Annotated in this window: 12 protein-coding genes and 1 pseudogene; 9 read left to right on the top strand and 4 right to left on the bottom strand. The window is 42.4% G+C overall.

Annotated elements, in window-relative coordinates; genetic code table 11:
* Window positions 1-109: 109 nt before the first annotated feature.
* The 3 genes from rnm (at window position 110) to V2H77_RS19905 (ending at window position 3085) form a co-directional block, all read left to right on the top strand.
* Complete coding sequence (gene rnm, locus V2H77_RS19915; RefSeq protein WP_341500199.1) at window positions 110-970, top strand: RNase RNM; 861 nt, start codon at window positions 110-112, stop codon at window positions 968-970.
* 27 nt (window positions 971-997) lie between these two features.
* Window positions 998-1618, top strand: a complete 621-nt coding sequence (locus V2H77_RS19910; RefSeq protein WP_036805745.1) for an L-threonylcarbamoyladenylate synthase — start codon at window positions 998-1000, stop codon at window positions 1616-1618.
* Between the two features lie 318 nt (window positions 1619-1936).
* Entirely contained in the window at window positions 1937-3085 is a 1149-nt protein-coding gene (locus V2H77_RS19905; RefSeq protein ID WP_341500198.1) for a C2 family cysteine protease, read from the top strand.
* An 80-nt stretch (window positions 3086-3165) separates the two neighbouring features.
* Here the strand turns inward: V2H77_RS19905 and V2H77_RS19900 are convergent.
* Window positions 3166-3913: pseudogene (locus tag V2H77_RS19900) on the bottom strand (Tn3 family transposase); the annotation flags it as partial.
* Between the two features lie 727 nt (window positions 3914-4640).
* Here V2H77_RS19900 and V2H77_RS19895 point away from each other — a divergent pair.
* Complete coding sequence (locus V2H77_RS19895; protein ID WP_341500196.1) at window positions 4641-6485, top strand: hypothetical protein; 1845 nt, start codon at window positions 4641-4643, stop codon at window positions 6483-6485.
* Between the two features lie 689 nt (window positions 6486-7174).
* On the top strand, window positions 7175-8107 hold the full coding sequence (gene rluB, locus V2H77_RS19890) for a 23S rRNA pseudouridine(2605) synthase RluB (protein WP_049581445.1): 933 nt from the start codon (window positions 7175-7177) through the stop codon (window positions 8105-8107).
* 33 nt (window positions 8108-8140) lie between these two features.
* Here rluB and cobO read toward each other — a convergent pair whose 3' ends face one another.
* From cobO to V2H77_RS19875, 3 genes are all read right to left on the bottom strand, one after another.
* On the bottom strand, window positions 8141-8737 hold the full coding sequence (gene cobO, locus V2H77_RS19885; protein WP_445935609.1) for a cob(I)yrinic acid a,c-diamide adenosyltransferase: 597 nt from the start codon (window positions 8735-8737) through the stop codon (window positions 8141-8143).
* Window positions 8737-9501: a YciK family oxidoreductase gene (locus V2H77_RS19880; RefSeq protein ID WP_341500195.1), complete on the bottom strand. Its 765-nt coding sequence runs from the start codon at window positions 9499-9501 to the stop codon at window positions 8737-8739. The genes cobO and V2H77_RS19880 overlap by 1 nt, the downstream gene beginning before the upstream one ends.
* A gap of 226 nt (window positions 9502-9727) precedes the next feature.
* Window positions 9728-9877 carry a hypothetical protein gene (locus V2H77_RS19875; protein WP_341500194.1) on the bottom strand — a complete coding sequence of 50 codons (150 nt, stop codon included), beginning with the start codon at window positions 9875-9877 and terminating at the stop codon, window positions 9728-9730.
* 357 nt (window positions 9878-10234) lie between these two features.
* Here V2H77_RS19875 and catA point away from each other — a divergent pair, with 357 nt between their 5' ends.
* From catA to V2H77_RS19855, 4 genes are all read left to right on the top strand, one after another.
* A complete protein-coding gene (catA, locus tag V2H77_RS19870) occupies window positions 10235-10873 on the top strand; it encodes a type A chloramphenicol O-acetyltransferase (protein WP_341500193.1) in 639 nt (212 codons plus the stop codon).
* Window positions 10874-11199: 326 nt separating this feature from the next.
* Entirely contained in the window at window positions 11200-11550 is a 351-nt protein-coding gene (locus V2H77_RS19865) for a hypothetical protein (RefSeq protein ID WP_341500192.1), read from the top strand.
* A gap of 11 nt (window positions 11551-11561) precedes the next feature.
* Window positions 11562-12287 (top strand): hypothetical protein, encoded by a 726-nt coding sequence (locus V2H77_RS19860; protein WP_341500191.1) that lies wholly within the window; start codon window positions 11562-11564, stop codon window positions 12285-12287.
* 316 nt (window positions 12288-12603) lie between these two features.
* Window positions 12604-13500: a phage tail protein gene (locus V2H77_RS19855; RefSeq protein ID WP_341500190.1), complete on the top strand. Its 897-nt coding sequence runs from the start codon at window positions 12604-12606 to the stop codon at window positions 13498-13500.
* Window positions 13501-13638 lie beyond the last annotated feature (138 nt).

The raw sequence follows: 13638 nt of genomic DNA, 5'->3' as shown, positions 1-13638 counted from the left end.
AATAATCATGTTCAGCCTGACATTTTAGGGCTGAACATCGTTCTTTCTGTAAAACTCCCCCATTTACCGTTAAGCTATCCCATCGCGTATTTGGGCAGAGAAAAGAATAATGACAAATTCAGTCACTGAATGGGTGACAATTTACGATCTTCATAACCATACGACCGCATCGGATGGCTTACTTTCACCATCAGAGTTGGCCGAACGAGCGGTGGCGATGGGCGTTAATGTCTTGGCTGTGACTGATCACGATACGACGGACGCTATTTTGCCAGCCCATGAATATATCAACCAACATGATTTGCCATTAAAGCTCATATCGGGGGTTGAAATATCCACTCTGTGGGAAAATATGGAGATTCACATTGTTGGTTTGAATATTGATATTCAATCAAATGCAATGGTCACATTACTCAGAAAACAAACTGAGCTCAGAAAAGAGAGAGGCATTGAGATAGGTCGCAAATTGGCAAAGGTGGGTATTCCCGATGCTTGGGAGGCGGCTAATCGGTTAGCGAATGGTGGACAAGTGACACGAGGCCATTTTGCCCGTTATTTAATTGAAATAGGCAGGGAGCCAACAGTGGCGAAAATATTTAAAAAGTATCTGGCAAAGGGAAAAATCGGATACGTCCCACCGCAATGGTGTACAATTGAACAAGCTATTGATGCCATTCATCAATCAGGTGGTCAAGCAGTCATCGCTCATCCGGGACGATATGATTTATCGACCAAATGGTTGAAGCGTCTGATTGTCTGGTTTAAACAACATGGTGGTGATGCAATGGAAGTTGCACAGTGCCAGCAGGCGCCTAACGAGCGGCAATATCTCGGTCAATTATCGCGGGAATATGATTTGATGGCTTCGTTAGGTTCTGATTTTCACCAGCCTTGTTCATGGATAGAGCTAGGGCGTAAATTGTGGTTGCCCGGTGATGTGGTACCAATATGGCGTAACTGGTCACTGTAGGGGCTGCATAAAATTAAGAGGTAATTTATGAGCCAGTTTTTTTATATTCATCCTGATAATCCGCAGCCGCGTTTAATAGGGCAAAGTGTGGATGTGCTTAAAAAGGGTGGGGTGGTTGTTTACCCTACTGATTCCGGTTATGCGATTGGTTGCCATCTGGAAGATAAAGATTCGATGACTCGGATATGTCGTATTCGCCAGTTAGACAGTCATCATAATTTCACCTTAATGTGCCGAGATTTGTCGGAGATATCGACCTATGCTTATGTCGATAATTCGGCTTTTCGTCTGATTAAGAATAATACACCGGGCAATTACACGTTTATTTTGCGTGCGACGAAAGAAGTCCCTCGTCGTTTGATGAATGATAAGCGGAAAACTATCGGGTTACGTGTTCCATCCAATCCAATTGCCTTGGCGCTGCTTGAACAAGTGGGTGAGCCATTGATGTCCACTAGCCTGATTTTGCCAGGCAATGATTTTGCTGAGTCTGATCCTGAAGAAATTAAAGATAATTTGGGAAAATTGGTTGATCTGATTATTCACGGGGGTTATTTAGGGCAACAACCGACAACCGTAATTGATTTAACTGAGGATACGCCGGTTGTAATACGGGAAGGTGCTGGCAATATCACACCATTCTTATAAGCTATGTCGTAATTATTTTCAGAATCTATATAAAGCCTGTGTATTATACGCAGGCTTTATATTTTTGATTTTTTAATTGAATTGGAACGGTTATTATTATTTCGAATTATTAATACTGACTCAATAAAATAAAATCATTATCTATTCAATAATTAAGTTGATTTTAATAACGTAATAAGGAAATATTTACCGCACCTAAGATAAGTTTATTTGCTAATTATTTAATCATACTATTAGGTATAAAACTTTGGGCTGGTTATTTAATATAAATAACAGCGTAAGGTTATCCATTTATTATAAGATCAAGGGATATTGAAAATGTCAGTTGTTAATTTCTCCGATAAACCAGTTTATGTCGCTAATGTTCATACATGGCCGAAATCACCGGATAGGGATTTAATCGCATGTGGACGTGACGCATATACTGAAAAATCAGTGCAAGAAGCATTGAGCGGAGATCCTGATAAAGCGGTAAAATTAAGTGAGTTAAATGATATTTTGGCTACCTGTGAACCTTTTGACTTTAAAGGCGTCACTTTATATGCAAAAGATCCGGTATTGGCCTTAATTAAATCGTTATCAGCGAAGAGTGCCTATTTAATCGATGATTCATATCTTCCTGAGCAATGGCAAAGTGGGGGAGTTGACAAACATAAGCGTATTAAAGATTTTATTGAATCCCCTAGCATGTTTATTAAAGGGATAGAGATGATCGATATGGGCCAGCTTTATCTTGGTAATTGCGGCTTTGTTAGCACCATTGGGGCAATTGTATCCCATCCTGAAGGGCATAATGTGTTATTTTCTGCTATCTATCCGCCGGTTTATAATCCAACGGGTGTTTATTCGATCAGAATCATCAATCAATCGATGATTGGTTATTTATTGATTGATGATGATCTGCCACGAGTCAGTTTTTCTGCTATGGAAGATAAAAATGAGTTTTGGTATTACCTGATTGAAAAAGCATTTGCGAAATTGCATGGAAGCTATGAGAATTTAGGCGGCGGTAATGAAATCTATTTTGGTATAGAATCAACAGCAAATACCAGTATTAATCAGGATAATAAAGATCGTATTTGGGATGAGAAATTTATCGATATCTTTACAGTAAAACATCATGTGACTTATCAAGGAACCGGCTCGTCTACGGATTTGGTATCAGGTCATGCCTATTTAATATTAGATGCTCAGCAATGGAATGATATTAAATTGGTACGATTGCATAATCCGTGGAATGTCGTTAAATACAAAGGTCCATATTCTCCCGGTTCTGCTGAATGGGATAATATTCCAGAAGAAATACAAAATGATATATTCCAGAATAACCGATTTGAGGGGAAATCATTCTGGATGCCATATGATCTCTATGTTAAAAATTTGCCAAAAATTAGTGATATGTATCTTAGTGAAACACTTCCTGATTCACTGAAAAGTATTGCAAATCCATCACCAATTCAAGAGTGATAGGATATCGCTCTTTACTAAGGTTGACTTTTAATCCATTAATTTAATATTAGGACCAGCGGGAGCATTTGAACAGAAACTTACGGTTTTGCCCTTTCGGTAGGCTCAGTACCGTAAGGTTCTCCATCAACAAAATAAGTGCCATTGGGTAATACGTGTTTATAGGGTAGTAAAGAGATATGGGCTAATACGTTATCATCTATGACATCACCATTTTCACGTAACCCATTAACAATGTTGCTTATTTTTGATGTGTTCCAGTACAGGATTGCATTGGATACCAGACTCAGGGCGCTGGCCTTATTCATGATCTCTTCGTAATCACCGGTCGTGAATTCGCCCTGGTTTGCAAAAAATATCCATCTGGGTAACTTATGCCGGTATTCGCCTTTATTGAGCTGAAGCTGAACTGTACGACGTAAATCCTGATCGGTCATATAGCGCAGAATATATTCCGTCTTAATCAGTCGACCCAGATTGGTAAACGCCTTAGAAAGACGATCAGATGGAAAACTGTTGGTGAGCCGCTCTACGATGACATGGGCCGGTACTGTACGCTCTTTGAGAGATTGCGATATATGAATCATCGCATCCCATTGTTCCTCAATAATGTCCAAATCTGCCGTTTTATTCAGTAATGGTGTGAAAACACCATAATTAACTGTGCGGTCAACCCGATCTTGGATTACAGGAAATCGCTTTAGTGCTGTACACAGAATATTGATCGGATACGTGCGTATATATCCCAATCGCCTTTTCGTAATAACCATTGGCGATAAACAGACGGGAACGAGCACGGTAGCGACCAATTTTCTGTTGATCAGATGATCAGATGTGGTTAACGTCCAGTCCCGTGCCATTTCCTCGTCAGAGAAATCCTGTGGCAACGTAACCGGCTGGTAACGTTGCCGCTGAGTCAGGAATCTTTCGCTGTAAAGAAAATCCTGGTTTGTGAGAATCGAATCTATTGTTTTTTATATGACGTAGTTTCAGGGCTTAGCGATTCTCGAAACCTATTCTTGAAACTCTGTTCTTAATTCCCTATGCTCTCAACGGGTTTCGATAAAAAAAAATCAGCAGGCAGGTGAGAAAAAATGGAAAACAGATTGCGGTTTGAAGTACAGGACTATTTCGGCTGTTTCGTGTACTGGGGTGTTCACCCGCGGCGTATATTTTTCCTTCAGGTCAGCTAAAACCGGCGTCTCCGTCGTTACCTTCGGCAGATAAGGGGCAATAAATAGCGGTTCTCTGCCACGGAAATGGCGGCCATATCCCAGACAAAGAGGGTGCCCAGCCCATAAATGCGTTGCACGCCGGTATTAATCATTCCCATGATGGATAATTGTCCCAGCGCGAGCCCCAGTGAAAGAAGGACGGTTATCCCCGCCGTGCGCCAGGACGAAAGACGGTACTGGCAGGCCAGAAAATAACTCAGATTTATGTTTTAATTATCAAAGCGTAGACCGTTACTGGCTAATGCTCCAGCCGGCATCCCGGAAAGGTATTACGACGGCATGGGTTAATGCTACACCATGACATTTGATGAGGAACAGCCATGAACACGATTGATGCCATTTCCACCTTGAAACGCTACCCACCTAGCGGCGACAGCGCCGTTTATGTCAGCGGCTATTACCGGTGCGGTGATGGCGGCGGCGGTCACTATGTCTGGCATGCCAAAAGCCAGGCGGAAGACAACAGCGGTACCGTCATTGCCTCCGGGATAACCTCTCAGGGCCGCTGGCATCTTCAGCATCGGGGCATCGGTGATTTCAGGATGTTCGGCATACTGGATGACAACAAACCGGCGGATGATGCTCTGGATGCCTTGGTAAATGACCCAGGTATCGTGACGGTTAATGCTTTCAGCAACCTGTGGTTTCAGCGTCGGCATCGCTTCAGTCGTTCCGGTATTACGCTGGACTTTCAGTCTTTTCATCTTTCCACCCAGGGTATTGAACCGGCAGGAAGCAATGCCCCCTTTGCCGCAGTGCTGTTCTTTCAGGGAGCACCGGAAGGGGATTCCTGGGACGAGGTGCTGACTGAATTGTTGCCGGAGCAAACCGATGTGTTTCCGGTGACTGACAGCCACCGTTTTCATGTGGGGGAGTGGTACACCGTACAGGTGGATGCGACCGCCGGCAGTGCCGCCCGTGAATTGCAGAAACTGGTTCAGGTTACCAACATTGTGGACGCCACCCATATTCAGGTCGGCTATTTCACTGGTTGGGCATTATTACCTGGCCGGCAGATAACCTGGCAACACATTGTGCCGGTACAGGATATCGCGGTTAAAAACATGCGGTTTACTGGCGCAGGCGCCGATCCGGTTACCGGCAGCCATCCGCTGGCGTTTGAATATGCGGTACGGGCCAACGTTGAAGGCATTCACGCCACCGGTTCATTCTGGCCGGCCATTATGCGGCGCTGGAACACACATTACCGTACCCAACAGTGTTCGCTGGTGAATCCCCCGGATACGGCGACGGGCGGTGCAGGTTATCTGACCCAACAAATATACTGTCTGTACGGTCATGTCAGTGATTGCCGGGTATCAAATGCCCGCCACCTGAATGATTTTACTGCATCGGCTTACTGTCGGGTCGAAAATTGCCATGCTGATGGCCAGAGTGCGGAAAAAGGCCCTTTTGTTACCCATGGACAGTATGAGCATGACCTTACCTATGCCTGTAACTCAGGTCTGATGACGTTTGCCAACTCCGGGGCCACATGGGGCAATGCCGCACGGCGTATCCATGTCAGTAAGCATGTTTGCCCCTGGTTTGTTGCGCGAGCTGGTGTCAGTGAGTTGACACTTGAGGATGTGACCGTGCTGGCGAATCCCTGTATCGCCGGCTCAGGCATGCTCTGGGTGAATGCTGATGGCCTGCAGATGTCCGGTTGTACCAGTAATGGCGTGCTTCGTATTACACAGAGTTCATCGCGTTCAGCGCGACCGAATCTGATTACCGGGTGTGGTTTCACCCTGCCGGATGATGGCAGTGCGCTGACAGACAACAGCGTTACCACACCAGTCAATTTTTATGACACGGTATTCTGGGGAATCAATGGCCATACCTTGGAAGGAAACCGCCTGAACTTTACCCGTTGTGAGTTTTGGGGCGGGGAGAATCAGCAACCGGCACGTTTTTCTTCGCAACATCTGTCTCTCCAGACTTCCCGTTTGCAGGCGGGTCATATAGAGGTGTCTGCCCCGGGGGATGTCGCGCTGGTCAATCTGCTGCTGGATAGTTGCATACTGGATTTCATTGCTTTTTCCGTAACCGGTAATGCCACCCTGATTTTTTGTCAAAACAGGCTTCGGCATACCGTACTGGAGGCTTTTCCGTCAAAGGGGAAAAACGTGATCAGCGAATCAAACATCGTTATGGATGAGTAAGTAAGGATAAAAACTGTGAGACCCGTGGTTTAGTGGGGCTTCAGGCATTTGGCTTCGATATAAAGCCCCTTGAAAACTCTGGGTATGTTACCACTATTCGTCATTTTCAGGGGGCCGCCACGAGCCCCCTATCTAGGAAGTTATGGTTCAATGACTTCGCAACCGTAAGTTTCTGCTCAAATGCTCCCGCTGGTCCTATTAATGGTAATTTAAATAAAATTTAATGAAATGGCGGCCTGAAATTTATAATTTATGGCCATTTTTATATTATTCAAAATTATATCTTATTAATTATTTGATAATTGGAAGAATGGGTGAGTTAAATAATTATAAAAATCTTACTATTCCTTGGGATTAATGACTTTATTATATTTGGGTTTTTTTTTGATCTTTTGAGGATTAGAGCCGCTTATTTTCTGTAGCTATATTTTAGTCCAATTGGTGCAGTAATATCTCTGTCTTTTTCTGAGCAAATTCAATGTTGAGTGATAAATAGATACATTTATTAGCATCATTGATTTTAAAATTCGTGTAGAATGCGTAACTACGGAATTAGAATGTATGGTGTATTTTCTGACATTCTATGCTATTAAATGTATTAAAATCAGTTTGTTATAGATGAATTCCATCATAACGTATTGACTGACATATAAAACGACGCCTGTGAAGGCGACAACAGAGGTTGCTCAATGAGCGGTAAGACACAGAAATCTGAAAAGTTACAGAAAATCCTCGCGCGTTCCGGCCACGGTTCCCGCCGCGAAATAGAAGGTTATATTCAACAGGGGCGCGTCAGTGTTGACGGTAAGATTGCCACTTTAGGCGATCGCCTTGAAGTTCAGCCCGCCACGAAAATCCGCCTTGATGGACGGATATTAAATATCAAAGAATTACAAAAAGCGGTTTGCCGTGTTCTGGCTTATTACAAACCAGAGGGTGAGCTTTGTACTCGCCATGATCCAGAAGGGCGGCCAACCGTTTTTGATCGTCTGCCTAAATTGCTAGGTTCCCGCTGGATAGCGGTCGGGCGTCTGGATGTGAATACCTGTGGTTTGTTGCTGTTTACCACGGACGGGGAGCTGGCTAATCGCTTGATGCACCCAAGCCGTGAAGTTGAACGCGAATATGCTGTCCGTGTCTTTGGTGAAGTTGATGATGCTAAAGTGAGGCAACTGGCTAAGGGGATTCAACTGGAAGATGGTCCCGCTTCATTCCGCACTATCGCGTTTAAAGGCGGCGAGGGGATGAATCAATGGTATAACGTCACGCTGACAGAAGGACGGAATCGGGAGGTTCGTCGTCTTTGGGAAGCGGTTGATGTACAGGTGAGCCGCCTTATTCGTGTGCGTTATGGCGATATTGGCTTGCCAAAAGGTTTACCACGCGGGGGGTGGACAGAGTTGGGTCTGGAGCAAATCAACTACTTGCGTCAATTAGTGGGTTTGAATGAAGAGACGGTTTCTAAAGTGGCAGTGGGACCTGATCAACGTCGTCTTAAAGCTAACCAGATCCGCCGAGCGGTTAAACGCCATGCTCAAGTCGCATCGCGTCCATCGGCAGGAAAACGTCCAGGCAGTTCACGCCAGAAGGCGGGGCGAACGACCGCACCAAAAGGCCGTTAAGTTTTCTGGGCCTCGTGTCATAGCGGGGCCTTTTTACCAATCTATCCCTTTTTGTGCCTTAATGCCGGCGTCAAAGGCATGTTTTACCGGGCGCATTTCTGTGACGGTATCTGCCATTTCCAATAATTCACGATGACAACCGCGACCGGTGATAATAACGGATTGGTGCTCCGGTCGGCGGTTGAGCGCAGTAACAACTTCTTCCAGCGGAAGATAGCCATAACTCACCATATAAGTCAGTTCATCCAGGACAACCAGATCCAGATTGGGATCAGATAACATCTCTAACGCATGGCGCCATACCTGATGGCAGGCTACAGTGTCCGTTTCCCGGCTTTGAGTTTCCCAGGTAAAACCTGTCGCCATAACATGGAAATTCACTCCATGCTGTTCTAGCAGATTTTTCTCGCCATTCTCCCATTTACCCTTGATAAACTGGATCACGCCGGCCCGAAATCCATGACCTATCGCACGGGTCACTGTGCCAAATGCAGCGGTGGTTTTGCCTTTGCCATTGCCGGTAAAAACGATAAGAATACCCCGTTCTAACTGGGCTGCTTCAATACGGGAATCCACTTTTTCTTTTAGACGTTGTTGCCTTTTTTGATGCTGGTTGTCATTGATTGTCATTATTCGGCTGGTCCTGTTTTGCGTCCAGGTTGTGCATCAAAACTGATGCCTGTTTTATGCAGACTATCGCTGCCCATAAGGTAAAGATACAGCGGCATAATATCTGCCGGTGTTTTCAGTTTAGCAGAATTTTCGTTAGGGAATGCACGGGCGCGCATATTTGTGCGTGTACCGCCGGGATTAATACAGTTAACGCGTAGAGAAGTGTGTTTATATTCTTTGGCTAAAACTTGCATCATGCCTTCGGTGGCAAATTTAGAGGCAGAATAGGCTCCCCAACCACAACGACCTTCGCGGCCAACGCTCGAACTGGTAAAGATTAATGATCCGTCAGGGGACTTCAATAGTAGTGGCAGCAACGCTTGAGTTAGCATAAAAGTCGCATTGACATTGACTTGCATAACATCATGCCATAATTGCACTGGCTGCTCTGCCATCGGTGCGACAGCGCCAAGTAATCCTGCATTATGTAATACACCATCCAGGCGTAGATAATGTTGCGCTAAATTGTCGGCGAATGCCTGGCATTCTTCGGTTGTGACGGTAAGTAGATCCATTGTGTAAATAGTTGCAGGGGCATTGCCTGCTTGTTTAATCTCTTTTTGGACAGCTTCCAGTTTGTGTGTTGTTCTGCCAAGTAAGATCACCTGTGCACCGTGGCGTGCATAGGTCAAAGCCGCTTCACGACCAATACCCTCTCCAGCTCCGGTCACCAAAATAATACGTTGCTGTAGGAGGTCATGTTTTGGTTGGTAATGTAACATTTGAAGATTCCCTGTTGTTGACGGCGCGATTTGTTACCGTCGGAGGCCGTTCGGGCTATCAAAACAGAAAGTTATATATTGAGTCAAATTTGCCAAGATTGGTTGCTCAGGAGATAAACGGAAAACATTGCAGGCGTCGTTAGCTTTACTTTGTTTACAATAAGGCGAAGGGGCCTCTAAGGGTAGAGGCTTGCCATGCTCACTTTAAGTGACAGTGAAATTGCCGTTATGTGTATACCGCCTGCGATAAGTCTTTTTTGACCTTCTGAATCATAGGACTAAGAGCCAATTTGATACTCGCTTGTTCAACTCGCTTTTCAACACGAGCCTGCATTTCCGGGCTTTCTTGTGCTAACAATTCTCTGTAATTAGCCATAATTATTTCTCCATTGTAGTTATAACTTCCCACATACCGGTCTCATAACTTATTCGTTATAATTATAAGACTGTAACGCATTTGTTATATTATCAAGATCAATGTTGAACATGGACAGCATTATTTTCTGTTTTCCAAACTACTCTTTCCCGTTCTTTGGAGTTGAGTGAGCAAATGTTAACGGTGGAGTGCTGTGTTGGTAGTTATTTGTTTTTAGCTAATGTATAATTTTTCTTCGCCAGAGAGTGAGTATTTAATCCAATTTCATACCGGAGTGATTATGAGTCCAATACAAACAGAAAGAGCAGCCCTTCTAATTTAATCAATTTGTTAAATTTCACATTAGAAGGGAAAAATATGAATTACTCAAAGATTGATATAGATCGCTGGGATAGGAAAGAGCATTTCTTTCATTATCGTAATGTTGTGCAATGCGGATTTAGTCTAACAACGAAAATTGATATTACCTATTTGTTATCTTCGTTAGTAGAAAAACAATATAAATTCTATCCAACCATGATTTACTTAATATCAAAAATTGTGAACTCTTACTCTGAGTTCAGAATGGCTATAAAAGATGAAGAATTAATTGTATGGGATGATGTAAATCCTGCATATACAATCTTTCACAAGGAAACAGAAACATTCTCAGCGATTTGGACTGAGTTCAATTCTGATCTGCCAGAGTTTATGAAAAACTATTCTGCTGATTATGAAACCTATAAAGATGATCTTTGCTTTTTTTCTAAACCAGCATTACCTGAAAACCATTTTCATATATCGTTAGTGCCGTGGGTGAGTTTTGATGGATTTAACTTAAACGTTGCGAATTTTACGGATTATTTTCCACCCATATTTACAATGGGGAAATTTTATAAAAATGGAAATCAAACTCAGTTGCCTTTGGCAATTCAGGTGCATCATGCTACTTGTGACGGTTTTCATGTGGGGCGTATTATTGATAAATTACAAGAGCTATGTAACGGTTTTATTTAGTTAAAGCCAACCTGAATTATTTATGGCCTCAATATAAGGCTATATCGGAAATATACTAATAACCATCAGTTAACACTGGTGGTTTTCACGAAGCATTAAGATACTGGCATATCAGCTAGCCTCGTTATTGAAGCAATGTCGTAATCGGAAACTTAGGTAACTGAAGCTGGCCGGGATCATGATTACGACTGGACATTGTTGTACAGGCAGCTGGTTGTTAAATTTGTTGAACTAGAGGTTCAATACGACTATTATCACGTTAAGTGATATAAATTTGTATCATGTTAAGCGCTACTCACTTCAATTTCATAACATTAGAGGGCTATATGAGAACTGAACATACCAGATCTATACAGACTATTAGCCACTCAACAGAAGTTATTGATTCTTTTTTTGATGAACCATCACAGAGGATGTTTTCTGTTAGGCGCTTAAGCTGTAGAGTTAATATTAAGCGTCAATTGTTTATCGTTACTGTTGAAAGCGTAGACAACTCAAACAAGTTCAGAGTGATCCCATATGCTGAACTTACTGTTTGTAAAGACAAGATAAGGTATCTTGTGAATCCGGCATATCAGTATCCTGAACTGGAAGATAGATTGTCTTCAATAAATACCAATATTGAAAAAACGGTTTGTGATTTTATTCAGAAACATAATCCTGTTGCTAGTGTGTAGTTGAGATAAAGATGGCCCCTGATCTGAACGATTCGTATATTAAAGATTTAAGTAAAAAACCTGACTGTATAAAAGAAGAGATTGTAGAAAAGTTCTATCACTTATCAAAAGATGGTGATTTATTAGAGGTAACTGAGTACCTCTTAAGTGGTGGCGAGTATCATTACTACGTAGGAATCATACGGTTAGGATGCTTCACTGAGGATTATTATAGGTTGCAGTCTCTTGAGATGCTTGATAGTGGTTATAATGAACAAGAAATTATTCAGCATCTAATAGATCTTGATATGCATAATCCTGATGAGGATGAGTTAATAGGTCGTATTGCATACAGTGATTTTAATTTCTATGATTGTGGTATAAAAAAGACAGGCAAACAGATAAAGGGGGCATTTATTTCGCCAGATTATCAGGCAGCAGGTCTGGGGCGTTCAATATACAGAAGGCTGGTCTTAAAGCACAATCATATTATTTGCGATAATATTCAAAGTGTTGCTGGTGGTACATTGTGGGCGAGCGGAATAATAGCATTAGCTGATGTTAGGGTGTATGACACCATACGGCATAAATTTGTTGATGTGCTGACAGAGGGTGGAATTGGGATTAATGGTGTTAGGCCCTGGAGTGTTACACATCTTTCTATGAGTGAGCTTTCTCGGTGGGAACCGAACTCGATATCTCATGATTGCTGCAATCATATCGTTAACATTATAAGCAAAGATAAATTATATAACTAAATCCGCTTTGGTGAATTTTTTCATACATACCGCTTAATTGCGGTTTTTTTGTATCTAAAATGACCATAGGTGGTGATATGTCATTAATTAAATATGCCATTTCATCATTTTTGGGGAATGAATGGTAAATTTTTGATATTGAATCATCTATTATAACCAATTATATAAAAATAATTAACCTTATAAGGAATAAAAACAACGCATGATTATTTTTCTAATACTAGACTTTGATTGGTATGAGTTGTAGGAATGCTATTTTTACAATGATTTAAATATATTGATTACGAAATAATATTATTTAATTTGAGGAAGGTATATGAACCAACGAAATGATTTTAAAGCCTTTTCTATTAGTGATGATGCTAATGCAGTAAGTCAAGAAAAATATGAAGAAAGCCAGAGTTTACAGGCAGGATTTCCACCCGATAATGTTTCTACTCATGTATTAAATAAGGTATTACGTCAATCTTCAACAATATCATCCGTTATGGCTAGTTTTATTGCAGAACAGTCTGGCGCTGACGTTTTGGATAATGGAGACATTGCCAAACTTACCTCGCAATTAAATCGAGCATTAGAACAAAAAATTACAACAGACATTCCCTGCGCTTCATTAACACAAAAAGGTGCTGTTCAGCTTACAAATGTGATTGGCAATAGTGACACATTGGCAGTTACACAAAAGCTTGCTCAGGAAATAGCAAATTCATTACGTGAATATACAGATGATCGAATTAAAACAGTCAGTGAAGTTCCTGTTGGTTCTCCTATTCCTTGGCCATTGCCTCATCCACCGACTGGCTATTTCACTTGTAACGGTTCCGCTTTTGATAAATTACAGTACCCGAAATTAGCGGAAGCTTATCCTGACGGTAGATTACCCGATTTAAGAGGGGAATTTATTCGAGGCTGGGATGATAGCCGAGGTGTTGATAGCGGCCGTAGAATTTTAACTCCTCAGGGGGATGCTATCAGAAATATCGAAGGCTCATTTCCCGGCATGATAGCGCCAAACTATCATTTGGCAACAAGAGGTGCTATTTATGCTAGTCAAGTTCTTGGAATAGCGACAGATGGCAGTTTCAAATCGCTAAATGTTTCTAACACGGATACTCCATACGGCTTTGGATTCCTGGCGTCAAGGGTTGTTCCTGTAGCCTCAGAGAATCGCCCTCGCAATATTGCATTTAGCTACATTGTAAAGGCCGCATAATGATAGGGCCGTTTGGCCCTTATTGCTCACAACCATACAGCTTATTTTCCTATTGTTTCATCATTTTTGAACTGATCCCCATTTCCCCCTCTAATGGTGTAGAATTGGCTACTGAGACCGATATACTGAACGTTTTCA

The sequence above is a fragment of the Photorhabdus sp. P32 genome (assembly GCF_038085095.1).
Classification (GTDB): domain Bacteria; phylum Pseudomonadota; class Gammaproteobacteria; order Enterobacterales; family Enterobacteriaceae; genus Photorhabdus; species Photorhabdus luminescens.
This window is presented reverse-complemented; position numbering and strand designations above follow the sequence as displayed.